Source organism: Sphingomonas endolithica (assembly GCF_025231525.1).
Lineage (GTDB): Bacteria > Pseudomonadota > Alphaproteobacteria > Sphingomonadales > Sphingomonadaceae > Sphingomonas > Sphingomonas endolithica.
In genome coordinates this window covers 2,725,714-2,747,097 of sequence record NZ_CP103057.1, presented here as the reverse complement: position 1 = coordinate 2,747,097, position 21,384 = coordinate 2,725,714, and the positions used below count along the sequence as shown (strand labels likewise).

Below are 21,384 nucleotides of genomic sequence, written 5' to 3'. Positions count from 1 at the left end.
CGTCAATGCGCCCCATGTCCCCCTTAAAGACCCCTGCCCCGATCCTGATCTCGTGCCTCGCGCTGTCGCTGGCGCTGAGCGGCTGCGGAAAGAAGGCGACTGGCCAGGTCGCTGCCGTCGTCAACGGCGACGAGATCACACTGCAGGAGGTGAATGCCGAACTGGGCAACGCTAAAATCCCTGAGGGTGCCGAGAAGGACAAGGCGCGGGGCATTCTCATCCAGCGATTGGTCGACAAGCGCCTGCTTGAACAGCAGGCTAAGGCTGCAGGGCTGGACCGAGATCCCGATTTCCTCAACCGTCAGCGCCAACTGAGCCAAGGGTTGTTGCTGGAATTCTACGCCAAGCGCGCACAGGACACGCTGCGCGTGCCTGATCAGGCGGCAATCACCAAGTTCATCGGTGACCATCCGACCAACTTTGCTGGCCGTACGATCTATACCGTCGATCAATTGCGCTTCACGCCGCCCAGCGACACGAGTGTCATCGCCAAAATGAAGGATCTGCATTCGCTCGATGCAATTGCGCAATATCTCGAAGGCCGCGGAGTCAAAGTCGCTCGGGGTGCGAACAAGATCGATTCCGCCCAGGTTCCCGCGGCGATGATGCAGCAGGTGCTGGCGCTGCCGCCAGGCGAGCCCTTCATTGTGCCGACACCGCAGGGCATAGTGGCGAGCGTGATCGTCAGCAAGGAAACCGCGCCGCTGTCGCCCGAACAGGCGCAGCCGCTGGCTGTGCAGATGATGCGCGCGCAGGCGCTGGACGCGGTGGTTCAGCAGCGGCTGAAGGATGCGCGCGCCAAGGCGAAGATCGAATATCAGCCAGGCTTCACCCCCCCGGCGGCACCGAAGTAAGACGTCGCCGACAGCATGGCGATGCGCCTCCTCTTCGCCCTGCCGGGCTTTCACCGCTTTGACCGAGGTGCGGAGGTGGCGCTCCTCGCCGTGGCCGATCATTGCGCCCGCGCCGGCGATGCGGTGACAGTGATGGGGTCGGGCGGGCCGAGGCCCGATACCCCTTACGCCTTCCGCCACGTTCCCGCGATCGATCGAAAATGGTTTGAACGGATGCCGTCCATGCCGCTGCTGCGCGGTGACACCGTCTATGAGGAGGCGAGCTTCCTGCCGGGGTTGTTACGGAGGTACCACCCCGATGCATATGACGCGACGGTTACCTGTTCCTTTCCGTTTACCAACTTGGCGCTGCGGCGGCCACGGATCGGCGGCAAACGACCAGCGCATGTTTTCGTCACGCAGAACGGCGACTGGCCCGCGATAACGCGTACGTCGGAATATCGCTGGTTCGGGTGCGAGGGGCTTGTCTGCACTAACCCCGACTTTTACGAGCGCAACAAGGACCACTGGCCATCGGCATTGATCCCGAACGGAATCGACCTGAGGCGCTTCTCGCCGGGATCGGGAGAGCGCGTGCGCCTTGGCCTGCCAGAAGGCCGCCCGATCGTATTGATGGTTAGCGCACTGATCACGAGCAAGCGCGTCAGCGACGGTATTCGCGCGATCGCGGCGGTACCCGGGGCGCACCTGGTGGTCGCGGGCGATGGCGCGCTGCGGGGCGAGGTGGATGCGCTCGCTGCAACGCTGCTGCCGGGTCGCTTTACCCGCCTCACGGTCTCGCCGTCGGACATGCCAGCACTCTATCGTTCCGCGGACGCCTTCCTCCACCTGTCGTTGCTAGAATCGTTCGGCAACGTCTTCGTTGAGGCGATGGCATGCGGATTGCCAATTATCGGCCATGATACGCCGCGCCTCCGCTGGATCGTTGGCGATAACGAGCCGTTGGTCGATACCCAGTCGATCCCTGCGGTAGCCCAGGCAATCGCCACCACGCTAGCCGCAACGACCGGTCGGGCCGATGGCTCCGCACGGGCTGAGCGCTTCGGTTGGGATCAGGTGGGTGCCGCCTATCGCAGCTTCATCTCAGGACTGCTGCGATGAGCATCATCACCGTCGTCGCATGGCTCGTCGCGGCACCGCCGCTGCTAATGCTGGCGATCTATACCATTGAAGTCGTTGCTGGCCTGCGACCGCTTTCACAGCCGGCGGATTTGGGTGAATTGCCGCGTACCGTCGTGCTAATCCCAGCGCATAACGAAGCAGCAGGGATCGCCGCAGCCATCGTGGCGCTGCGAGCGACGACCGACCCTACCATTGAGTTACTGGTGGTTGCCGACAATTGTACAGACGACACCGCAGCGCAGGCGCGTAACGCCGGCGCGCGGGTGATCGAACGCAACGATCCAGCGCGTCGCGGCAAAGGCTATGCGCTCGCTTTCGGCCGCGATCACGTGGCCGCCGCCTCGCCGCCCGATTGCATCGTGGTACTCGATGCCGATTGCACGGTCGAAGGCGCCGGCGTGGCTGCGCTCGCGCGCGCCGCCGCCACGTCCGGGCGAGCGCTCCAGGCCTGTTACCTGCAACACGCAGACCTTGCCGCAACACCAATAGCGCAAATTTCAAGCTTTGCCTTTCTCGTCAAAAACCTTGTGCGCCAGCGTGGTATGATCCGGATGGGCGGGGTCGCAGCGATGACCGGCACCGGCATGGCCTTGCCGTGGAAGTTGCTTGCCGACGCTCCGCTGGCGAGTGCCGATCTTGCGGAAGATATGTCCCTTGGCGTCTGGCTAACGCAGCATGGCAAGCATCCACGGTTCATGGAGTCGGTGCGCGTCTGGAGTGATGCAGCATCGGGCGGCGCATTGATGACACAGCGGCATCGTTGGGAGCGGGGCTTTCTCACGATCGCGCGGCGAAAGGCGTTGCCACTGGTGGTGCAAGGCATAGTCGGCACCTCGCGCGGCCGTTTGTGGCTCGGCGTACATTTGTTGGTGCCGCCGCTCGCCCTACTTTTTGCGGGCTCCGGAGCGGTGCTTGCCCTCCTTCTACTGCTGGCGCTCGTCGGCGCTTCGCTGTTGGTGGCCAGCGCGCTGGCCGCAGCATCGATCGTTGCAGGCATTGCGACGATCGCTGCATGGTTGGTTGCGGGCCGCGAGCAGATCAGCGGTTTGGCACTGCTCCGCGCACCGCTCTACATCGCTAGCAAGCTGCCGCTTTATCGCATGATGCTACGCCGGGGTGACAACGCCGGCTGGGTACGAACACGTCGCGCTGGCGACGAAGAAATATCTTGAGCATTAGCTTGCTAAATCACCTTTTCAGCGCTGCCGTGCCCAAATAGCGAAGATGCGTGGGCCATCGACGAGATAGCGGCGCCAGAGCCGGCGCGGCTCACTACCCAGCCGGAAGGCCCATTCCATCCCAATGTGCTGCACCCAACGAGGCGCGCGGCTTTTCTCGCCGATTATAAACTCCAGCGAGGCGCCAATGCACAGGCCGATGCCGCGCGACCGGCCCTCGTACAAGCAACGATGCGCTGCAATCTCGCTTTGGGGCGCGCCTATTGCGAACAGCACAACGTCGGCACGCTGCTCGGCAACGAACTGCTCGATCTCCGCCACAGCCACCTCATTGCGCAGCACGTTCATCGGGGGGCGCAGCTGCATTAAGCGAATACCGGGAGCGCAGCGCTGGAGCGAGGCGACCAAAGTTTCTGAGCCCCCGATGATAGCGACCGTACGTCCGGCCATGCGAGGATCCTCTAGAAGGACTCGCGTAAGGTCGCTGCCCGGAACCACCGGCAGCGACAGGCCCGACAGTTTTGCCAACCGCTGAAGGATACGGCTGTCGCATAGCACCAGCCCCGCCGCGGCGTAAGCGTCGGCAAACGCGCGGCCGTCGACATTGTCACGTGATTTATCGAGGCGGACGACATGGTCAACATTGGGCGTGACGACATAGGAGAAGGTTGTCGCTTCGCAGCCGCGCAGTACCGCGTCGATAGCCTGCTCCATCGACAGTGATGCCATCGGCAGACCGAGAAATACGGTTCGCATCGAGGCGGATGAGGATGTCATCAATTCAGTCGGCCAATCAGCGCGATAGGAGGCGGTGTGCCGGGTACAGGATCAAGGCCGTAGCGCGATCGGGCTTGCTTGGCACCCTCTGCGGCCTCGGCGCGGCACTCCTCGCCGCCCGTCCTGGTACAGGCTGTGGCGTAAATTGACCATGCCCTGACCAACGACGGTGAGTCGAGCGCAAAGCGGCGCGCGACATCTACCGCATGCTCCCTGTCCGCCATCTGCAACAGCACAGCAATATAATCGCGCGCAAGCGGCAGGCTTTGCGGCAAGGCCTTGCGCCCGTCTTCGAAGGCGCGGCGGACACCGTCCGTCCGGCCTTTGCTGGCATAAGCCCGCGCAAGACCTAGATAGCCTTCCTCCCACTTGGGATAGTCCCGAATGACGCGCTGGTAATCGATAATCGCGACAGCCGGCTCATGTCGCGTCATCGCGTCGGCCGCCCGGATCAGCAACGCATCGCCATTGTCAGTGTCGCGCTTAAGGATGTTGTTTGCTGCGGTGCTAGCCGCAGCGCTATTGCCCGCTGATCCGATAGCCCTTGCGTACAACGCCTCAATATCAGTCGACCAGCCGGTCGCGAGCGGGCGCAGCAGGGAGATCGCGGTACCCGCGCGCCCGGTTGCAATATAGAAGCGCGCGAGCACTAGGCGGGTTTCTACCGATGCCTTGGTCGCCGCCCCGGCGATCTGCTCGGCCGTCAGCGCATCGTTATCATAAGCATAGAACAGGCGCGCGAAGCGGCTGGCCTCCTCCGCGGTGAGCGTCGGCTCTGCGACCAGCGAGGCGGCTTCGCTGCGAGCTTCATCGGTATGCCCCAGGCGGTAGAGCGTATCTACCAGGTCGAACCGATAATCACGGTTCTCGGGCGCAAGCTGGCGGATCCGACGCAACGAAGCGAGAAAGGCATTCGCATCGCCGCCGAGGCGTTGCAGCTCGGCCAGCGACATCGCTAATTCGCGCGTCTCACCCGCCTTCGCGATGCCGCCGCGGATCAGCTCCAGGGCTGCATTGCGGTCTCCTCGCAGCGCGAGCGCGCGTGCTTTCAAGATCGTCGCGGCGACCTCCCCAGGCTCGATCGTGAGTATCTGGTCACTAAAGCCAATCGCGCCATCAAGGTCGTTGCGCACCATCCTAGCGATGCCTTTGACCAGCAGCGCTTGGCTCTGATTGGGATCAAGGACAAGGACCTTGTCGGACGCAGCATCAGCCTCGCTAAGGTGACCAAGTCCGATGCCTGTCTGCGCAACGCCGAGCAGCGCTTCCAGGTTCGCCGCTTCGAGCGATTGCGCATTAGCATAAGCCCGATAGGCATCCTCAGGCTTGCCCAGCGCAAGCGCGATCTTCGCTTGTAGCAGATAGGAAGCCGGCTGATCGTCTCGTTCGCGGATTGATCGTCCGATAAGGACGAACGCCTCCACGGGCTGGCCGCCGTCGAAAAGCTGCTGGGCTTGAGCGGCCATGTCGGCGGCTTGTCTATCGCCGCTGGTGCAAGCAATGGGCAATGTAACGAGCAAAGTCAGGCAGACATGCGCGATCAAAGGGCGTCGACGGATCATTACCTTCTGTCTCGTAACTGGACATGGCGAATTCGCAACGGTCTTTAGCTATGGCAACCTACTTTTCGTCTCGCCAGTTACAAGGAAAACCCGTAAGATGGCCGCTTGCAGGGTAAAGGGGTAGCAGTAATGACCGTATTCTCGTGGCGTCGCGCACTCGCGACCGCCATGCTGGCAGGCACGGCCGCGGCACCTTTAATGGCACAGGGGTCGCAGGACGTCATGCCCACTGCACAGCCCCCGGTGGTTCGTGCGTCTGGCGTCACCCCTTATCGGATCAATCCCGGTGACGAGATCGAAGTCTATGTCTGGGGCGAGGAGCGGCTGCAGCGCCAGATCCGCGTGCTGCCCGATGGCACAATCGCGATGCCGCTTGTCGGCCAGATCTCTGTCCAAGGATTGCTGCCCGAACAGGTGCAGGACGCCATCTCTAACCGCCTGACCGGTCAGTATCGCGGCACCGTGCCCCAAGTGACGGTATCAGTTCGCAACCCCGCCGGACTTCAATTCTCCATTGTCGGCAAAGTCAAATCTCCCGGTTCGTTTACCCCAGGCCGCTACGTAAACCTGCTAGAGGCGCTCAGCCTCGCTGGAGGCCCGGCGGAGTTTGCCAACCTCGATAATATCTCGATCGTGCGCAAGAATGGCAATGCCGTCACCAGCGTCCGCGCGCGCTTGTCCAGCGTGATGCGCAACGGCGTGCCGAACGATGCAAGCGGAGATAAGCTGATCCCGCGCATCGAGAGCGGCGACACGATCATCGTTCCATGACTTGCCTCATGGCCTCGCCTCTGGCTGGTACCCGCCGTCTGCTCGTAACCCTAGGTGTGCTTACCGCTTTTGACCTTCTTGCCATGATGGCACCGGCTGCCGCGCAGAATCGGTTGACCGTCGATGCCTCCGCCAGCGTAGGCGTCGCGACAAATCCATTCCTCGATGTGGGCTCGACGCCTACGGCCATCAGCCCTACACTGGACCTTCATCCATCTTGGGTGAGCGAGCGTCCGCTTACCACATTGCGGGTGGAGGCGGACCTGCAGGCTTCCTTCTACAACCACGACTATGGCACTAACGCGAGTGCAACGATCCAGGGGTCTGGGACGCACAAGCTGAGCGAATATACGTCGATCAATGCCTCCCTGGGCTACTTTAATACGATCGTCGGCACCCTCAACAATGTTCGCGTGCCCGTCGGCATCGTGGTTCCCGTCGGCTCCGACTTGCCCGAATTCGTCAACGATCCCGCACTCGGCGGAATTGGCAGACGTCGTCAATCCTATCAGGCATCGGGTAATCTCGTCTCGATGCTCTCGCCGCGCGATCAGGTAGAGTTCGGGGTATCCTTGTCTGCCAACCGGTTCGAGGGAATCGGGTTTAATGACTTCAACTATGTCACGCCGTCCCTCTCCTACTCGCGCTTGTTAAGCGAGAATTTCAACATTGGCGCGAGCTTTGCCGTCGGATTGTCTGATTATCGCCGGACGCCGGTCGGTGATGCGACGGTCTACCAGCCCTCACTGACCGTCTCACGTGGCATCAGCGAGCGATGGACATTGAAGGGATCACTGGGAGCGGCAATCGTCGATTTAACCGAAGGACTGGGCCAAAGCCGTACCACCACCAGCCTGAACGGATCGGCCGATCTTTGCCGCCGCGACAGCTTGTTGACCGCATGCTTCAGTCTTTCGCGGCAGACGGTGCCTTCGGCCTTCCAGGGTGTACGGACATCGACGAGCGCGTCTACGTTGATAGGTTATCGAATGAGCCCGACGGACGATTTGTCCTTCACCGGTGGCTATTCACGCGCTAGCAGCCCCTTGCAGCGTAACATTATCGGCACAACGCGGGACGACTCGTTGGACTTCCTAAACGTCAACGCGAGTTACTCGCGTCGCTTCCGGCCGGGGTTCTCAGGCTTCGTGTCGGCCGGTTATGCCAAGGCCTTTGGCGACAGCATCAAACGCGACGCGAATCTCACGGCCTCCGCAGGCGTAACTTATAGGTTTATTGGGCTATAATGAAGCAGAACGACCAATTCGAAGCCGAGCAGGGCGGCGGCGGGTCGCTATTCGCCCATCTGCCAGCAATTATCTGGCAGCGGCGCTGGTATCTGATCGTCCCGATCCTCTCCATGGCGATCGTAGGAGTTGCGGCAGCTTTCCTTATGCCGGTACGCTACACCTCGTCCGCAACGCTACTGGTACAGTCCTCGACGCTGCCGCAGGCAATCGCCGCGGGTAATCCCGATGACGTGATTGATCGCCGAATTGCGCGGATCCGCGAGCAGGTGCTCAGCCGGCCCGAGCTCATCGAGTTGGTGAATCGATATCAGCTCTATCCTAAGCAGCGGGCAGACGCCCTGTCGGATATCGTCGATACGATGCGCAAAGCGGTGACGATCTCACCGCTCAGCGCGGAGCTGCAACAGCAGGGCAACAACAGCAACACGATCGCCTTCACGCTATCTTACTCCTATGCTGATCCCAACAAGGCACAGGCAGTGGCGCAGGATCTCAGCGAACAGGTCCTGCAGCTCGCGGCGACGCAGACGACGCAGCAGGCTGGCGCCTCAGTGCAGTTCCTCGCCGATCAGGCACGCAGTCTGCAACAGCAGATCGGGGAACAGGAACGCCAGATTTCTGGAATCAAGAGCGCCAACGGATCGATCCTATCTAGCGCCGGTGTGACGATGCTGGGTGGCGGGGGCGGCAGCTACGATGTCCAGATCGCCGCCCTGCAGCGCGAAAATTCGCAGTTACTCGCTCAGCGTAACCTAACGCGAACCGCCGACACCCGCGATCCCATCGTTGCCCAGGCCGAGGCACAGCTGGCTGCAGCGCAAGCGGTCTATTCCGATGATCATCCCGACGTTCGTCTCGCTCGCCAGCGTCTCAACGAGGCGAAAGCACTCGCGCGCAAGAATGTGGCCAATGCACCGGTCGGTGCAATCGACGAGCAGGTGTCGTTCAACAATCGCCAGATCGCTGCGTTGCGTTCGGCGCAGGCCGGTGAGTCGGCGCGTGTTAACGCAACTGTCGGCGCGCAATCACGCGCGCCCCTTGTCCTTCAACAGATCGCGCAGCTTCAGCAGAAGCTCGACGGCTTAAATGAGCAATACAAGGGCGTCTCCGATCGTCTCTTTCAAGCGCGAGCAGGCGTGAAGGCAGAGAACGAGCAACTCGGCGAGCGCTTGTCGATCGTCGATCCGCCGGTGGTGCCCGACGAGCCCACTTTCCCCAAACGTTGGATGCTGATTGCCGGCGGACCGGTGGCCGGGCTTGCACTCGGATTAATGCTGCTGTTCCTGGTTGAGCTGATACTGCGTCCTATCCGAGATCCAGCGACGCTCACGCAACTGTTCGGCGAAGACCCCTTAGGGGTTATTCCTACGGTGTCCGCGACAGTGCGCTCTTCTAAGCGGAGTTGGTTCAGACGTCGCAAGGCCCAGGTTTAGGATGGAACACGTGACGAACATTACCTCGCCTATCAAGGCTGGCGCTGACATTCCCGCCATCTATATTCCCAAGGCCGCGGAGCTTCCCATCCTCACGCTTGATCCCGATCATCTCGCCAAGCGCAAGATTATCGGATTTGATTCCCGCGATATCCGGTCGCGCGCGTTCAATCTTCTGCGTTCTCAGGTTGCTAAACGTCTGAACCAGGACGGTCTGAAAGTGCTCGGCATCACCTCGGCCGCGCCCAATGCTGGCAAGTCGTTTATTTCTATCAATCTGGCCGCTGCGTTGTCTCGAATGCCCGATCGTGAAGTCTATCTATTTGACTTCGATCTCCGTCGGGGATCAATCGCACGCGAGCTGGGGCTGCAGTCAGGGCGTGGTCTCGGCCTCTTCTTGGAAGGGAAAGTGCCCGACCTGCACGCTATTGGTCATCGGGTCGGTGAAACTGGCTTCGCCTTTTTCCCGTGTTTTGCGAGCATGGACCGCTCCGCAGAGTTGTTCGCCAGTGACAGCTTCAAGGGACTTGCTGCAGCGATGCGAACGCTTCCTGACAATGCCATTGTGCTGTGCGATCTCCCGCCGGCTTTCGCCAACGACGATACGGCAGTGATTTGTGAGCATCTCGATGCCTTCTTGATGGTTGTCGAGCAGGGCGTAACGACGCGCAATCAAATCCTTGGTACGCGCACAATGCTCAGCCCTACTCCTTGTCTTGGCACCGTTCTCAACCGCTATGATGGCGGGTGGTCAGATCCTTATGGCTATGGCTATGGCAACCCGTACGGTAAATACTACGCTTGATCCAACCTACGCTCCTTCTGCGTTAAGGCCGAGGCCAGCGTTTGATTCCGCGTTTTATGCGCCGCGCCGCGCTGGCCATACTTCTCAAGCCCCGCCAGCGATCAAAGAAGGCGAGACTAGCAATATCAGTGCGGGACGATCGCTGATGACCGAGGGGCGGCGCTGCGAAATGCGTCACAACACCGGGGTGTGCACGGCGGAACCACACATAGACGCCATCGATTGGTGGATGGATGCCAGTGTAGCTTAGGTCGCGCAGATAATCGCTCATCAGCCGCGCGCCTGTGGCACTAAACCCCATCATGTGTGCGCCGATGATGTCGCTGCCTTGGAGATCTGCCCAATTGGACGGCTCGTAGCCGCCATAGAAGATGTCCCAAGCGTCCGGCGCCTCGTAGTGCGTGACATGCGGCTCGAAGTCGCAATCGTCTTCTAGGATCAGCACTGACTCACCCGCCTCGGCGGCTTCGTCAAGTATCGCCTTCTGGCTGGCATAAACCCCACGTGCGCCGACCGATGTAAAGTCGCCGCGATCGTCAGGCCGGAACGCCGGGAAGAAGGACACTCGCGGGTCGCCTGCTAGTCCGATGCGGCGCAGTTCGCCTTCCATCTGAGCGCGCCGGTCGCGGCGGTGGGCAAGATTGACGACTCGGATGCGATCAAACCTATCGAGGATCATTGCGGTGCATCCTTGGCAAAAAGCGCAGGTAGCGGGCTGACCGCACGCTCTATCGCGAAATCTTGCTCGATACGCAGACGGCCGGCTGCCACGAGCCTTTCGCGCAACGGTGGGTCGGCAGCCAGCCTAGCGATCGCATCAGCCAACGCGACCCAGTCTGCTGGGTCGAAGAGCAAGCCGCTAACCTCGTCCCGCACCAACTCGGGAATGCCCGCGACCCGCGTCGCAATGACAGGAATGCCGAGTGCCATCGCCTCCATCAGCACAACGGGCAAGCCCTCCATGAAGCTCGAAAGCACCAGCACATCCGCGGCCGCGATCGAGCGCAGCGTCGTGCGCTCGTCTTGCCGTCCGACAAAGCGAACCAGCGCGCCAATCCTGAGACGATCGACTTGCGCATGCAGCGATGCCTCTTCTGGGCCATCGCCGACTATGGTCAGGGCCACGTCAATGCTGCGGTCGCGTAGCATCGCAATTGCATCGAGCAGACCCGCCTGCCCTTTTTCTGGTGATAGGCGGCCGACAGCGATCACCTGCAGCGGCCGCCCGCCCTCGATGCTCTGATAGGGAATTGTCGGGAGGTCGGCGAGGTCGATGCCGCAGCGCACGATGCTAAGCTTGGGCCACTGGCCAGGCGGTATCAGCCGCATCGCCTGCGCCATGCCGAAACGCGACACGCAGGCGACGAAGTCGGCCGCCGCAATCTTGTCGCGCAGCAACAGGCCGGCAGGATAGTCGAATTCGGAGATGCCATGGAGCGTCAGACTCCAGTTGATGCCGGAGAAGCGGCTGGCGAGCAGCCCGACAGTCGCGGCCGAATTGGCGAAATGATTGTGAAGATGCGTGACGCCGTCCGCTTCGAGCCGTCGCGCTAGCAGGATAGCTTCAGCGAAATGAAACATTGACCACACTGCAGCACGTATCCCCGGTACGCGATGACGGCAGGCCAGCGTAAGGGTACGCAGGTAGCGCCCCGGTCGCGTCGCCACAGCCGTCAAATGCGCCTTGGCAAAATCGAACGCGGAACGCGAGAGCACGGTGAACGTGTCCGCCGCCGCTGCACGGTCCAGAGCAGCATCCAGCCCCGCTGGAGGGCGCTGGATGCTGTAGGTAAAGATGTCGAGTCCCATCGCCCGCAGCGCTGCGATTTCACGACGAATGAAGGTGTGGGACGGTGCGGGAAATTGACTGGTGAGATAGCCGATGATGGCCGCGTCTGGGCATGCTTCGTCCGATCGAGACATTTAAAAGTCTACCATTTCGGCTGCCGTAGGCTAAGCCGACCTTTACAGTATAGATGGGTGGGCGGACTATTGGTTCTCAAATTCGTTCTCTTGGTTGATGACGATGTTGTGCCGGCTTGGCAAGCGCATGCGGTCGAGCTGCTGCTGAAGTCCAAGACCGCAGAAATTGTGATGATCGTTCGCAACGGCGCGCCTCAACGTTCGCCACTTCGGCCCTCGCGTTGGCGACAGCTCAGGCCGAGGGGACGGGGATTATGGCAAATGTTTGAGCGGGTCGTCGCGCGCCGGTCGTTAGCTATATTGCCAACACCGCTACCGGTCGCACTTGATTTGGTACCACGTCTGACAGCCAATCAGCTTCTTGGGTCGTCGCGAACGGAAAGCTTTACACCTGATGAGATGGAAGCCATCCGAGCCGCCCGCCCTGACGTCATTGTGCGGTTCGGCTTCGGTATCCTGAAGGGAGGCATCCTGACGGTAGCACCGCACGGCGTATGGTCGTTCCACCATGGCGACCCTTCGGCCATCCGCGGCCAACCGCCCGGCTTTTGGGAAATCGCTTTAGAGCTTCCCGTCACTGGTGTGATTCTGCAGCGCCTGAGTGCAGAGCTTGATGCAGGCGCCATTCTGCAGCGCGGCTGGTTCGGTACGATTGCGCACTCTTATCCCCGCCAGCGTGATCAATTATATTTTGGCGCGGCCAGTTGGATCGCACGGACCAGCGCGGCAATTTTGGCCGGGACGCTTCGAGAAGAGCCGCAGAAGGACCTCGGCCCGATCCTGCGTAAACCTGACAATATGCAGTTTCTCTGGTTCGCTTGGAAAACTGCAAAAGCAACCGCAGCTATCCATATTCGCAGTCTGTTCCAACATCAGGATTGGACAGTCGGCGTCATCAAGCAACCGATCGCAGAAGCAGTACACATACTAACCGACGAACAGCAGCAAAATAATAGCGAAATTCATTGGCATGTAGGCGAACAGGGAGCATTTTTAGCCGATCCCTTCCCCATTGCCGCGGGCGACGGTATCAGGATCTATGCCGAGCGCCTACCCTGGCGGAGCGGCCGTGGTGATATCGTTGCGCTGGATTATTCCGCCGCGCAGGGTTTCACGCCCTTACGACCTCTATGGCAACCGCCTTATCATTGTTCCTATCCCTATATCTTCGATGACGGCGAACGGTTCTGGTGCCTGCCTGAAACGAGCGAGGCTGGCGAAGCGTACTTGTTCCCGATCACGGATGACGGGCACGTTGCCTTCGCGTCAGGAGGCCGGGTGATCTTCCCTGATGGCCTCATCGATCCCACGGTTATATGGCACGATGATCGCTATTGGATGTTCGCAAGCGACCCCAGCGACAGTAATACCGTGTTAAACATCTTTCATGCTCATCAATTGATAGGACCTTGGGTGCCGCATGCCCTAAACCCGGTCAAAACCGATATACGCAGCGCGCGACCGGCGGGGAGGCCATTTATCTTGGACGGCAGCCTGATCAGGCCGGCGCAGGATTGCTCACTCCGTTATGGCGGCGCCATTTGCCTCAATCAGATTGTTGTACTGACGCCAAATGATTTTCTTGAAAATGTGTGGAAGGTAATCGCGCCTCGTCGCGGACGGTATCGTCATGGCCTTCACACCCTCAGTTGGACGGGGGGATGGACCGTCATCGACGGCGCGCGTCTAAAATTTCAGCCTGCCGAATTCGCCCGCGCGTTGAAGACGAAGTTAGGTATGACCCGCAAGAATCAACGATAAAGGATTGCTCCGCGTTTACGGCCAAGAAGCGTGTCTACCCCACACTTCATAGCGCCCAATGTTTCGGCAAATTTACCAATCAGGCTCAACGCGGCATTCTTGAACGCGAGCGGATAGCCCATACTACGCTCACGCAAGGAAAGCCGAGCAAACTGCAGCGGATAAAGCAGAAACAGCGCAATTGCGATCAAGGTCCATCCTAGCAGCAACGCGATCACTATGGGAATCGGTAGCAACGACCAAGTCAATGCGCGCCGCAGCAAGGCGATCTCAGACTTGGGATAGCCCGGGGCGCGAACTGCCGCCTGAGCATAGCCGAAACCCGCCCGAACGTTTCTTCGCCACCATTGCGAAAACTGCATGATATTTGCATCGTGCAGAGTCATTGGCTCATCAATCCGCAGGATAATGCCCTCCCGATTGCGTAAACGAGCACAAAGCTCGGGCTCTTCATGGGCGATCATGGAATCATCGAAGCCGCCGACCGCCATGAAAGCTCCCATCCGCATCATCGCATCCCCGCCGCAGGCAAGTGCCTCGCCTACGGGCGTGTTCCATTCTTTATTGCAAAGACGATTGTAGAAGGACCGCTCGGGGTAACGCTCCGATCGCTGTCCGCAGACAGCAACGACTTCGGGCCGGGTATCCAGCACCATTTGCGCCTTAGCGATCCAGCCATCAACGATCTCGCAATCGCCATCGACGAACTGGATGTAACGTAGCGCTGGTGCACAGCGGATCAGCGCCGCTGCTCCCTCATTTCGCGCACGCGCAGCCGTAAAGGGGCGTGATAGATCGAGTTCCACCACCTCGGCAAATGCCGCACCCGCCACTTCACGGCTATTATCGGTCGAGCCGCTATCGACATAGACCATTGGCAGGCCCAGCGACGCAACCGAGCGTAGACAGGCGACCAGCCGCTCACCTTCGTTACGGCCGATTATCACGACACCAACGGTCGCAATACCCAATCTACGTGCCATAATCATTAGGGTCCTAATATCCTGTCTAACGTCATGCGACCCCTCCTAACCAGAAACGTGATTATGTCGCTGCAGATGCGGGAACCTTTAACTGGACTGCCTCGCGAGAGGCTGCCAACAGCGTACGCGAGGGGTAGAGGATTTTTAAAACTAAGTTCTACGTTACAATGCCTGCGTATGGGTATCAACAAGCGCTCGGGGGCAGGCGGCAGGCGGTGCAAGCCTTCGGAAGTTTTTTGGGCGATGCGAGATGTCCGATCACCCGCAAAATTAGCTGATCGATTTTGCCCATTTGCAAAGGAGAATCCGCTGCATAGCGAGCTTTCGCGGAAGCGGTTCCTCGTGTTCAACGCTATGGGGTTTAAGCGCCACAAATTTATAAGATCGGCCCTCAAGCAAAAATCCAGGCGATTCTATGACAAAGCGCGGAGTATAAGCTGTGTTGCGAGTAATTGGGCTATTTATAGTAGCCATATCCATCCCTATATTCTGCGCACTTCTAAAGGGAAACCCGCTATCTCGACGGTTTTCATGGTTTTTTATAGGGCTTTCCCCCTTCATAATTAGCTATATGCACCTCGATGTATCTCTTATATCTTGGGCCTATTGGCCTGGCTATGTCAAGGGTGCGCTGGTATCTTTATTAGATGCAGTGGCTGTTGCGGTCTTAATTACCCTAAGACCTACACCACACAAGAGTGTTATTTTGTGGTCTTACCTTTTTTATCTATTTGCTACTTTAGTATCTGTCCTCTTTGCCGACCCGTGGATGGGATCGATCTTCTTTCCATGGCAACTCGGTCGCGCCATCATAGTCTTTGTCGCCGTTGCCAGAGTTTCTGCCCAGCCTAATGGTGCGCGCTATGTTATTGGTGGCCTCTCCGCTGGTATTGCTTTTCAAGCTTTATTTTCTGTGATGGAGAGACTGCATGGTGTGACGCAGGCCAGTGGCACACTTGGGCATCAAAATCTGTTAGGCTTGGCGACGCACTTTGCTTTATTGTCGTCCATGGCAGTTATGCTCTCCGGCGACAGGAGGTGGCTACCCAAAATTGGTGTTCTGGGTGGTGTCATAGCTGTCGTATTAACGGGATCACGAGCCACAACTGGCTTAGCCGCACTAGGCATAATCCTTTTAGTCATTTTGTCTTTACTAAGATACAGAACTGCATTAAAGATGAGAGTTGTAGGAATTGGGGTAGCACTGTTTGTCGTCGGCGCGCCAATCGCTTATCTGACACTGCAGCATCGTTTTGCTAACGAACCTAAGTCGAATGGTTATGATGAACGTGCCGCATTCGAACGCGCGGCGCGTGCCATGTGGTCAGATCATCCGATGGGCGTAGGCGCGAACCAGTATGTAGTGATTGCAAATACCCGCGGGTATTCTCAACGTGCTGGTGTGCTATGGACCTCCGCATCGCGTGGAACTAACGTTCACAATACATACCTTCTCATGGGCGCCGAGACTGGATATTTCGGCCTTGTTGCGTATCTGACTTTGTTATTCTCAGGAATACTAATTGCAATGCGCTCTGCTTGGGCGCGTCCACGTACACCAGACGGAGAGATTTCTCTAGGGGCCGCAGTTACTCTCATCGTTGTGGCGCTACATTGCCTCTACGAATGGGTGTTCCTGGATTGGGTAATCCAATATCTCTTTGCCATTACGTTGGGTATCACTGCAGGGATTTCAGCTCGCCAGAAATCAAATAAACATGTTCTCCGTCGGTCAGCGCACGTGCTCAGCGTTGCAAACTCGCATGATAAATCGCAGGGATAAAGCATCTAGCGGACATTCTTAGGCGGTCTTAGCCCTACATAGAGTGGCGCGAGCGACCTCGACGCGTCCACGGTCAGGTGATTGTGGTCAAAGTAGAGCGGCATGCCGTTCGCTGTTGTAGGGCATATCCCTGAGCGGCACAGCTGCATTGCGGGCCAGATCATAGATACTCCCTTACGTTTTTCCACGCTTCGCAGGAAGGTAAGCGCGACGCTATGGCGTCCGAAATACTCAGCAGGCTTGGGAGCCGGGGCGAGACCGAAGCTACCCACAAACAGCCGATGAGGCACATTGTAGGATGGCTCGGGCATGGGCCCAACAATCACGACGTTCTTCCCTGCGGCGATAAGGCGATCTAATAGGGCGGTAAAGGCTTTTTCAAACTTCGACCGGTTGCCCGCTGTCGAACTGGCCGTGCCGGTCGCATCCACCAGACGCAGATCAACCGAGGACTCGCTTGGGTTTGCCGGCTCCCCAATGCGCCAGTTCGTCCACCGCGACGACAGCACGACCGTCTTCACGTCTGGCTGGAGAGCACGTTTAAACATATTGGCATTGTACTCGCCGCACCGCTGGTAAGAGGTTTGATCTGCAAGGGAGCCGGCGTGACTCGCGTCGATCGATAGCCCGAGCCCGATCGGACAGTCCGCGTCTGCTGCAAACAGGAACGGCACTCCCGCAGCCTCCATCGAGGTTGCAGTTACCATCGCGTGACTGTCACCCCACAGCAAGACAGACGGTCGTTCGCCAAACTGGCAAGGCTTGGCCGGATCCACAAACCCTGCGGCGATTGTCATGCATCGGGATGGATGGCGTGCCTCGTCGCCCTGGACTGCGAGCTGGCGCGATTGCAGAGGCAAGAGGCGGGAGGGGGCTCCAGCGGTGAACACTACGACGAGCGCCAGGGCCGCCAACAGAGGCATTCCGAGCGCCGCTTGCGCGGCCAAGCGAGGCTTGTTGCGCCCCACGCGGAAAGGCGTCTCGACATAGCGATAGGTTAAGGCTGCCAAAGCAAGCGACACCACCGAAGCCATCAGCCCACCTAGCGGCGATAGTGGGGCGTCAGTCAGATACCTGGCGAAGTCGATGACGGGCAGATGCCAAAGGTAGAGGCTGTAGGATAGCAATCCGATCCTTACCATCCAGCGACTCGACAGCCCCCATCCGCGCCCCCAGATGAGCAGTGCAGCGCCGAGCACAGGAGGAAGTGCAGCAAGACCGGGAAATGGGGTTGAAGGTGTGTAGGCGAAGACGGGTACCAGGATAAGCCCATACCCAGCTAGCGAAGCCAGCTTGCCCTCGCGATCGGACGAAGGTCCACCGAACCTCTCCATAGCAAGCAGCCCGCCAAGCATTAACTCCCAAGCTCTGCTGGGGAGCAGATAGAAGGCGGCAGAGGGTTTGATTGCCACCAGCGCCGCAGACAGCGCAAGCGACCCGATTAATACCGTCCATAAGGCAGCCACCATCCAGTTCTTCCGTTTGTGCATCACTAAGAAAAGGATTGGAAAGAACAGATAGTACTGTTCTTCTACCGCAAGTGACCAGGTATGTAAAAGGGGCTGAATGCCGGGATCGAAATAACTTACTGACTTCCAAAAGTAGAAGTTGGAGGAGAATACTGCAATACTTACGGCACTGCCGCCGAGAGCGACGTATTCCTTGGGCGTTAGCACCAGATATCCGATAAGAATGGTTGTCAGCACAACTGCCGTCAAAGCAGGAAAAATACGACGGGCTCGGCGCCTATAAAACTCCAAGATGCTGAAGCGCCGCTCACTGATCTCGCGCGCTATTATGCCGGTGATCAAAAAGCCAGAGATTACAAAGAACACGTCGACACCGATGAAACCGCCAGTGACGTAGGGTATGCCTGCATGGAAAAGTACCACCGGCAGCACGGCAAGCGTTCTTAATCCGTCGATGTCTGGGCGGTAGCCGGAAGACGCAGTGTTTCTCACAATTTCTTCCCTGTTTCGGTCTGGGGAGCACTGGCGCAGGTACTCGCTAGCGACAATCGAGATCAGCGCCTCCGGGCACGGCGACGCTCGCCCAATCGGCGTGCTGCGTCAATTAGAAGCAGTATTTTCACGTATGCCGTTGATACCGAGGCGATCGATGGCCGCGACAGTGATAGCGGAATTTGTCGAGCTTTCGCGATGCGGCTGTTAGGCGTGGCCTTTAACCTACGGCTGAAGTTGCGGGACGATGTCTGCGACCGGGTAAACAGGATGGGGTGCAGCCTCGTCGAGTAAGCGACGCCTATCTACCAGCAGGCGCCTCGGACATACCACAAGGCGGAGATAGAGTGCAGCTCGCGAGGGAACCGAAGCGATCGAGGGCCAATGGACCGCACCAACTAATCGCCTCGTCACGCGGCTTACGGTATAGCTCCTGCTGTGGCTAGGGTCGCGCAGCGGGCCAATTTATCGCAGTGTGCTGTCCTAACGCCAGATAGAGACCGCTTCACCTTCACAAGTAGCGTAATAACTCTATTATTATTCACTTAACGTACCGCTCCGGCGGGACAATCTCTTGCGCTGATTGTTTGACTTTAGAAGGCTGCTGATACACCAGCGGGGAACCAGTGAATCAATTTATTGTTTCTGCGGTAGCGTTGCTCGCCGCCGGTTTAGCGGTTGCCCAAGGCGAAAAATGCGCGGACGCCGCCAAGATTGAACAAAGGCGAATTGTTGTGGGCAGGTGCCGGCTCCGGCGATGTCAATCATGCAATCCATGACGGTTACCCCGGTTTCCAGCACCTTCGATACGGCACCGCTGATTGTGCCGGGCTACGGCATTCCCAAGAGCATGGCACCCGACGTGGTTGGTGCGTTCCGCTTCATCTGTTCGCCGGGGCAGCTGAACTATGACGATCCGATCCTCTATCCAGGCCAGAAGGGCGCGTCGCCGCATCTCCACCAATGGTATGGGAACACAGGCGGCAACTATGCGTCGACCTACGCCAGCCTGCGCACGAGCGGCGACAGCACCTGTTCGGATATGCTCAACCGATCGGCATATTGGATCCCGGCGTTGATGAATGCGGCGGGCAAGGTGATCGTGCCCGATTACATGTCGATCTATTACAAGCGCCGCCCGGACAGCGATCCGGAGTGCTTCCGCATGGCAGCCAAGGGCTGCGTTGGCCTGCCAACTGGCCTGCGCGTTGTCTCCGGGTACGACATGAAGCGGATGGGGCAGGCTCAGCCGGAGAACATGACGTTCCACTTCCGGTGCATCTCGCCTGGCAAGCCATCGGATCACCGCGGTACGTTCGCCGAGGCTGTCACCGACTGTGGTGGTGCGGGCCAGGTCATGGCCGCCATCAACTTCGGCTCGTGCTGGAACGGCCAGCTCGACAGCGCCGACCACCGCTCCCACGTCGCACATACAAGCTACGGTGATTGGGGCTACGAAAAATGCCCGTCGACCCATCCATACGTGCTCCCCGAACTGACGCAGGGAATCGTCTACACGATCGAGAAAGGCGATGGTGACCTGTGGTTCTCGTCGGATCGCATGAACGGCATGACGATGGCGGGTGGCTCGACCTTCCACGCCGACTACATGGAGGGCTGGGATCCACCAACGCGTGCTATCTGGGAGCGCGAGTGCATCGGCAAGATGCGCGACTGTTCCGACGGCGTGCTCGGCGATGGCACCATGCTCAAGCGAAAATCTCTACCCGTTTTGGCGTCCCCGCGGGTGATGGAAGCCCCTTCTCTTTAACCGGCAAGTGATCATTCTGCAGGCGCAGTGAGCCCCGGGCGAGCTCAAGCTCGCAGCAGTCGGGATGAGGCCATTGGGCACTGGGGGTTCGCACAACAACATTGCCAGCGACTTAGCTTAACAACAGCGCTAGAGCCCGGCAAAGGCGTCAGACCGCTGCTGAGATCCCTTTTTATCTGCCGAATGACAGACCTCAGGCAAATCGATATGCCTCATTACCGAGGACAAAAGTGTATGGCCAGCTGGCATGAAACAGCGATCAAGACGATCTACGCAACACCGGAATTGACTGCAGCCGAAGCGGGCGGCGGCGATGCGCGCGTCGGCGCGCCGACACGGATCAGTGAACTCGACGGATGGCGAGCGATGTCGATCCTTTGCGTCATTGCCGGCCACTGGCTACCGCTGGGGCCTCATGCTTGGGGCTTAAACACTGCGACTGCCGCAACCGGGATGGCGCTGTTTTTTAGCTTGTCTGGGTTTCTCATTGCGCGGGTTCTTATGACCCGTGAGCAGGTGCCGGTTTTCCTAATCAGACGCTTGTTCCGGATTATGCCGCTGGCATGGGCGGCGACCCTGATTCTAGTCGTGGTTAACGGCGTATCGCCGATTACTGCCCTGGCGAACTTTGCCTTCTTTGCCAATTTGCCTCCCGATCATCTAATGCCAGGCGGGCATCATCTCTGGAGCCTCTGTGTCGAGGTGCAATTCTACCTTGCTGTCGCGGTGATTGTCGCCGTTGCCGGCCCGCGTGGATTGTGGCTGGCGCCGTTGGGCGCAATCGCCGTGACGATTGCCCGGATCGACGCAGCGCAGCCGATGAGCATTGTCACTTGGCATCGCGTTGACGAAATCTTAGCCGGCGCAACGCTCGCGTTACTGATTTACTGGACGGATGCGCCACGCTGGATAGCGCGACTGCCGCGCTGGACACCGCTGATTTTGGCAGCGTTGCTGCTGTTGTCGGGCATGGAGACGTTAGTGCCTCTTGCTTATGCGCGGCCATATCTCGCAGCTATGACCATTGGGGTGTCGATCTTTGCCGCGCCAGGCTGGTTGCGCGCGCTTCTATGTTCCACACCGGCGCGTTATATCGCATCGATTTCTTTCGCCGTATATGTGATCCATGGCATGCTGGGCGACACATGGCTCGGTACTGGCGACACGCTCGAGAAATACGCCAAGCGCCCTATTCTGGCGGCGGTGACATGGCTTCTTGCCCACCTGTCTACTTTTCGATTCGAAAACCCGATGATTGATCTTGGTAAAAGGGTCTCACATCGGTTTCAACGTTCTGAAGGAAGCACCCGCCCTTGACCGCAGCAGGACGGCACTGCGTGCTTATAGCACGTACGCTCATGCTGCTCTTCCAGCGAAGCATGGCTGCAAATGCGGAGACGAGCTTCGCACTTTCTAGCCTATTCTTCATCGAGTAGCAGCCCCGAACTTC

Annotated in this window: 17 protein-coding genes; 11 read left to right on the top strand and 6 right to left on the bottom strand. The window is 59.0% G+C overall.

From position 1 onward, the window contains the following. Nucleotides 1-5: 5 nt before the first annotated feature. The 3 genes from NV382_RS12875 to NV382_RS12865 are packed head-to-tail and all read left to right on the top strand — an operon-like array spanning nucleotide 6 to nucleotide 3,148. The gene (locus NV382_RS12875) at nucleotides 6-854 is read left to right on the top strand and encodes a SurA N-terminal domain-containing protein (RefSeq protein WP_260597140.1); all 849 of its coding nucleotides are present in this window, start codon (nucleotides 6-8) and stop codon (nucleotides 852-854) included. Nucleotides 855-869: 15 nt separating this feature from the next. After that, entirely contained in the window at nucleotides 870-1,955 is a 1,086-nt protein-coding gene (locus tag NV382_RS12870) for a glycosyltransferase family 4 protein (RefSeq protein ID WP_260597139.1), read from the top strand. Then, nucleotides 1,952-3,148, top strand: a complete 1,197-nt coding sequence (locus NV382_RS12865; RefSeq protein WP_260597138.1) for a glycosyltransferase family 2 protein — start codon at nucleotides 1,952-1,954, stop codon at nucleotides 3,146-3,148. The genes NV382_RS12870 and NV382_RS12865 overlap by 4 nt, the downstream gene beginning before the upstream one ends. Nucleotides 3,149-3,172: 24 nt before the next feature. Here NV382_RS12865 and NV382_RS12860 read toward each other — a convergent pair whose 3' ends face one another. Next, nucleotides 3,173-3,931: a WecB/TagA/CpsF family glycosyltransferase gene (locus NV382_RS12860; protein WP_260597137.1), complete on the bottom strand. Its 759-nt coding sequence runs from the start codon at nucleotides 3,929-3,931 to the stop codon at nucleotides 3,173-3,175. Continuing rightward, nucleotides 3,931-5,475, bottom strand: coding sequence for a tetratricopeptide repeat protein (locus NV382_RS12855; protein WP_260597136.1), 1,545 nt, complete (start codon nucleotides 5,473-5,475; stop codon nucleotides 3,931-3,933). The genes NV382_RS12860 and NV382_RS12855 overlap by 1 nt, the downstream gene beginning before the upstream one ends. Nucleotides 5,476-5,622: 147 nt before the next feature. Between NV382_RS12855 and NV382_RS12850 the strand changes: the two genes are divergently transcribed. Genes NV382_RS12850 through NV382_RS12835 form a run of 4 tightly spaced genes read left to right on the top strand, consistent with a single transcriptional unit; the run spans nucleotide 5,623 to nucleotide 9,752 of the window. Next, the gene (locus tag NV382_RS12850) at nucleotides 5,623-6,264 is read left to right on the top strand and encodes a polysaccharide biosynthesis/export family protein (RefSeq protein WP_260597135.1); all 642 of its coding nucleotides are present in this window, start codon (nucleotides 5,623-5,625) and stop codon (nucleotides 6,262-6,264) included. An 8-nt stretch (nucleotides 6,265-6,272) separates the two neighbouring features. Beyond that, nucleotides 6,273-7,511: a porin family protein gene (locus NV382_RS12845; RefSeq protein ID WP_260597134.1), complete on the top strand. Its 1,239-nt coding sequence runs from the start codon at nucleotides 6,273-6,275 to the stop codon at nucleotides 7,509-7,511. Continuing rightward, complete coding sequence (locus tag NV382_RS12840) at nucleotides 7,511-8,947, top strand: GumC family protein (protein ID WP_260597133.1); 1,437 nt, start codon at nucleotides 7,511-7,513, stop codon at nucleotides 8,945-8,947. The genes NV382_RS12845 and NV382_RS12840 overlap by 1 nt, the downstream gene beginning before the upstream one ends. Nucleotides 8,948-8,957: 10 nt before the next feature. Beyond that, nucleotides 8,958-9,752: a CpsD/CapB family tyrosine-protein kinase gene (locus NV382_RS12835; RefSeq protein WP_260597132.1), complete on the top strand. Its 795-nt coding sequence runs from the start codon at nucleotides 8,958-8,960 to the stop codon at nucleotides 9,750-9,752. Nucleotides 9,753-9,774: 22 nt separating this feature from the next. Here NV382_RS12835 and NV382_RS12830 read toward each other — a convergent pair whose 3' ends face one another. Both NV382_RS12830 and NV382_RS12825 read right to left on the bottom strand, forming a co-directional pair. Next, nucleotides 9,775-10,431 (bottom strand): glycosyltransferase family 25 protein, encoded by a 657-nt coding sequence (locus NV382_RS12830; protein WP_260597131.1) that lies wholly within the window; start codon nucleotides 10,429-10,431, stop codon nucleotides 9,775-9,777. After that, complete coding sequence (locus NV382_RS12825; RefSeq protein ID WP_260597130.1) at nucleotides 10,428-11,675, bottom strand: glycosyltransferase family 4 protein; 1,248 nt, start codon at nucleotides 11,673-11,675, stop codon at nucleotides 10,428-10,430. Before NV382_RS12825 ends, NV382_RS12830 begins: the two co-directional genes overlap by 4 nt. Nucleotides 11,676-11,744: 69 nt before the next feature. On the opposite strand from NV382_RS12825, the gene NV382_RS12820 reads away from it, so the two are divergent. After that, a complete protein-coding gene (locus tag NV382_RS12820; RefSeq protein WP_260597129.1) occupies nucleotides 11,745-13,436 on the top strand; it encodes a glucosamine inositolphosphorylceramide transferase family protein in 1,692 nt (563 codons plus the stop codon). Here the strand turns inward: NV382_RS12820 and NV382_RS12815 are convergent. Next, nucleotides 13,427-14,419, bottom strand: a complete 993-nt coding sequence (locus NV382_RS12815) for a glycosyltransferase family 2 protein (RefSeq protein WP_260597128.1) — start codon at nucleotides 14,417-14,419, stop codon at nucleotides 13,427-13,429. The genes NV382_RS12820 and NV382_RS12815 overlap by 10 nt on opposite strands. Nucleotides 14,420-14,990: 571 nt before the next feature. On the opposite strand from NV382_RS12815, the gene NV382_RS12810 reads away from it, so the two are divergent. Then, the gene (locus NV382_RS12810) at nucleotides 14,991-16,202 is read left to right on the top strand and encodes an O-antigen ligase family protein (protein WP_260597127.1); all 1,212 of its coding nucleotides are present in this window, start codon (nucleotides 14,991-14,993) and stop codon (nucleotides 16,200-16,202) included. Between the two features lie 5 nt (nucleotides 16,203-16,207). Here NV382_RS12810 and NV382_RS12805 read toward each other — a convergent pair whose 3' ends face one another. Beyond that, the gene (locus NV382_RS12805) at nucleotides 16,208-18,163 is read right to left on the bottom strand and encodes an acyltransferase family protein (protein WP_260597126.1); all 1,956 of its coding nucleotides are present in this window, start codon (nucleotides 18,161-18,163) and stop codon (nucleotides 16,208-16,210) included. A gap of 775 nt (nucleotides 18,164-18,938) precedes the next feature. Here NV382_RS12805 and NV382_RS12800 point away from each other — a divergent pair. Then, entirely contained in the window at nucleotides 18,939-19,934 is a 996-nt protein-coding gene (locus tag NV382_RS12800) for a DUF1996 domain-containing protein (RefSeq protein ID WP_260597125.1), read from the top strand. A gap of 234 nt (nucleotides 19,935-20,168) precedes the next feature. Continuing rightward, a complete protein-coding gene (locus NV382_RS12795) occupies nucleotides 20,169-21,251 on the top strand; it encodes an acyltransferase family protein (protein WP_260597124.1) in 1,083 nt (360 codons plus the stop codon). The last annotated feature ends 133 nt before the right edge of the window (nucleotides 21,252-21,384 follow it).

What these genes read in the sequence shown, in the direction of transcription:
- NV382_RS12875 (WP_260597140.1), top strand. Translation starts at nt 6, where the DNA reads ATGCGCCCCATGTCCCCCTTAAAGACCCCTGCCCCGATCCTGATCTCG.
- NV382_RS12870 (WP_260597139.1), top strand. Translation starts at nt 870, where the DNA reads ATGGCGATGCGCCTCCTCTTCGCCCTGCCGGGCTTTCACCGCTTTGAC.
- NV382_RS12865 (WP_260597138.1), top strand. Translation starts at nt 1,952, where the DNA reads ATGAGCATCATCACCGTCGTCGCATGGCTCGTCGCGGCACCGCCGCTG.
- NV382_RS12860 (WP_260597137.1), bottom strand. Translation starts at nt 3,931, where the DNA reads ATGACATCCTCATCCGCCTCGATGCGAACCGTATTTCTCGGTCTGCCG.
- NV382_RS12850 (WP_260597135.1), top strand. Translation starts at nt 5,623, where the DNA reads ATGACCGTATTCTCGTGGCGTCGCGCACTCGCGACCGCCATGCTGGCA.
- NV382_RS12845 (WP_260597134.1), top strand. Translation starts at nt 6,273, where the DNA reads ATGGCCTCGCCTCTGGCTGGTACCCGCCGTCTGCTCGTAACCCTAGGT.
- NV382_RS12840 (WP_260597133.1), top strand. Translation starts at nt 7,511, where the DNA reads ATGAAGCAGAACGACCAATTCGAAGCCGAGCAGGGCGGCGGCGGGTCG.
- NV382_RS12830 (WP_260597131.1), bottom strand. Translation starts at nt 10,431, where the DNA reads ATGATCCTCGATAGGTTTGATCGCATCCGAGTCGTCAATCTTGCCCAC.
- NV382_RS12825 (WP_260597130.1), bottom strand. Translation starts at nt 11,675, where the DNA reads ATGTCTCGATCGGACGAAGCATGCCCAGACGCGGCCATCATCGGCTAT.
- NV382_RS12815 (WP_260597128.1), bottom strand. Translation starts at nt 14,419, where the DNA reads ATGGCACGTAGATTGGGTATTGCGACCGTTGGTGTCGTGATAATCGGC.
- NV382_RS12810 (WP_260597127.1), top strand. Translation starts at nt 14,991, where the DNA reads ATGCACCTCGATGTATCTCTTATATCTTGGGCCTATTGGCCTGGCTAT.
- NV382_RS12800 (WP_260597125.1), top strand. Translation starts at nt 18,939, where the DNA reads ATGACGGTTACCCCGGTTTCCAGCACCTTCGATACGGCACCGCTGATT.
- NV382_RS12795 (WP_260597124.1), top strand. Translation starts at nt 20,169, where the DNA reads ATGGCCAGCTGGCATGAAACAGCGATCAAGACGATCTACGCAACACCG.